This is a genomic window from Pseudoduganella sp. RAF53_2, from assembly GCF_052113985.1.
Lineage (GTDB): Bacteria > Pseudomonadota > Gammaproteobacteria > Burkholderiales > Burkholderiaceae_D > Rugamonas.
In genome coordinates, this window is sequence record NZ_JBFRDW010000841.1 from 1 (window position 1) to 2,126 (window position 2,126).

A 2,126-nucleotide genomic window follows, 5' to 3' on the forward strand; every position below is an offset into this window, starting at 1 on the left:
ACTCTGGATGATGCAGCCTCTTCCTTGCGTAACCTGAACGCCTCACGAATTCGTTCGTGATTATGTAAGGCCTGACGGGTGTAGCAGGAGAAGTGCCGAAGCTCGATCGCATGAATCAACTTGGCCCATGTCAGGTCTCCTGACCAACCATCAATGATCTCGACGATTTGTTTGATGATTTCATCATCAAGATTCCTGGACCGCCTTTTCGTCATTCGCTCGCTCCGCGGCGTTTCCCGAGTAAGTGGAGCGTTGCATCATTGTGGAGTAATGTCTTCGGCGCGCCGAGATGAACCACTGCCCCATCTGGTACAGTTGGATCGATCAGCACGGCATGCAGCTGTGCGAGCCGATCGGCCGCCTCCTTGTGGTGGTCGTACCAACGATTGCTTCCCACGTAGCCTGCCTTTACCGCATCTTCTGCCTTACGAAGCAAATCGACAGTGTTTTCCAGCGCTTTCTGTACACGGTCTGTCTTTGACTCATCTCCTTTGACGCAAACGAGGTCGTCACATCTAATGCAGTCCCGATGCAACTGGCAGGGCGACATAGTGTAGTCGTGGATGCAGAACCCAATTTCAGTCACGTGCGCCGTAGGCATGCGTAGTCTTGAGAACTCTTCTCTACTAACTGGCAGATTTTCTGGCAGTGCCGCTAATGGGCCAAACATATCGCTCTCGTTCCCAACGGCCCTGCGAGCTCTCTCCAAAAGCTGCGTGGTGGTCATGTGGTCATACACTCGATTTTGGCGAACATCCTTTCGTCCTGACCATTTCGCAATATCCAGCTGACCCATCCCTCCCATTTGCGCAAGCGTATTTAGATAGTGTCTAAATTGATTAGACGACACCCGGATAGGCGTACCGTCCTTCTCGGAGAATCCAAGCCTGGAGAATATGGATGAGCCGCCGCAGTTGACCTTCCCTCCGAGGGCGGAATTAACTTGGTTAGTGGTGATCGAACCAATGAGGCTAGGGTTTGTACCGCGCCGCGGGTGAAGCTCATTTCGCCGCACAACAAATAATGCCTCGCTGTAGCGAAGTCCAAGCTCCATATCTAGGTAGGGAAAACCTTCTGGCAAATGTCTAAGCAACGACTTCTCGACATCATCAAAGCGAACACGCCAGTTTCGCCCGCGCCAGAGCGGAACGATGTCGAATGTCTTACACGTCATTTCGACGCAATCTTCTGATGCCAAATTGAACAACTGCACCATCTCCGACTTGGTCAAGAACGTATCGCTGCGGAAGTGTTCAAGTTCCGCTGGCAAATAAACTCTTGTTGGATTCAATTCGTACCAGCGTGCCACCTCTCGAGCCGCCGTGGTGGCATTCCGTATTTTTGCCACGGCCTCCTTCACCACAGGAACCATCGAAGGGACAATCCACTTAACCATAGGCTCGGCTCCCTTCGCCGGGAACCAGCGCAGCCCATAGGCAATTTCCCCATTTAGTCCTTTTTCATATACCTCGCAGTTTGCGTCGAGTGTCAGTACTTCGCTTACTCGATCTGGTGCAGAAACAAGAAGGGCTGCAACCGAGCCAAAAATTATCTCCGCAGGCGCGAGAGCAGCCCTGAAGACCATCGGCAAAGCGTCAAGGGCGGCTTGAGATGGCAACTTCAAACGACGACGACGCTCAAACTCGGCGCCTACCTTGTTCTGGTCATGTGTGCGAACTAAGAAAGTCCTCCACCGACAAGCCACTTTCATCATATGATTCTTGAACATAAAATCAGCAATGACTTCGAGATGACGAGAGATTCTATAAGCAGTGCTCTTCGCATAACGAGCCGCGATCATCTGTGTAGCTCTATTAAGGATGAAGCCAGTCGTCAGCATGGCGTCTGCCACTCCAGCAATTTCAACCAATGCAGCTTCAAGCGCTCGCAAGGCTACCAGTCGCTGAGCCAAAATTTTCGTAGGACGCAGGCCCTGCATGTAGCGTATATAGGCCTTCGCAAAATCCTTGAATGGCTCGGCCATCGAGGTTGGCTCGAGTTGGTTCGCCGACGACCATGAACAAAACAATAGTCGCAGTCGATTGTTTCCCTTCGCCCTAAGGTGAACATATTCGGAGACATCCCAAGCATCGCTCTCAAAATCAAGAGCAGTGCTAAAGACAGCC

At 51.7% G+C, this 2,126-nt stretch carries 1 protein-coding gene and 1 pseudogene; both read right to left on the minus strand.

Annotation, left to right across the window (positions count from 1 at the left end):
- Nucleotides 1–215: pseudogene (locus AB4Z11_RS30185) on the minus strand (hypothetical protein); the annotation flags it as partial.
- The coding region (locus tag AB4Z11_RS30190; protein ID WP_442029643.1) for an integrase at nucleotides 212–2,126 on the minus strand (1,915 nt) is incomplete at its 5' end. The pseudogene AB4Z11_RS30185 and the gene AB4Z11_RS30190, both read right to left, overlap by 4 nt.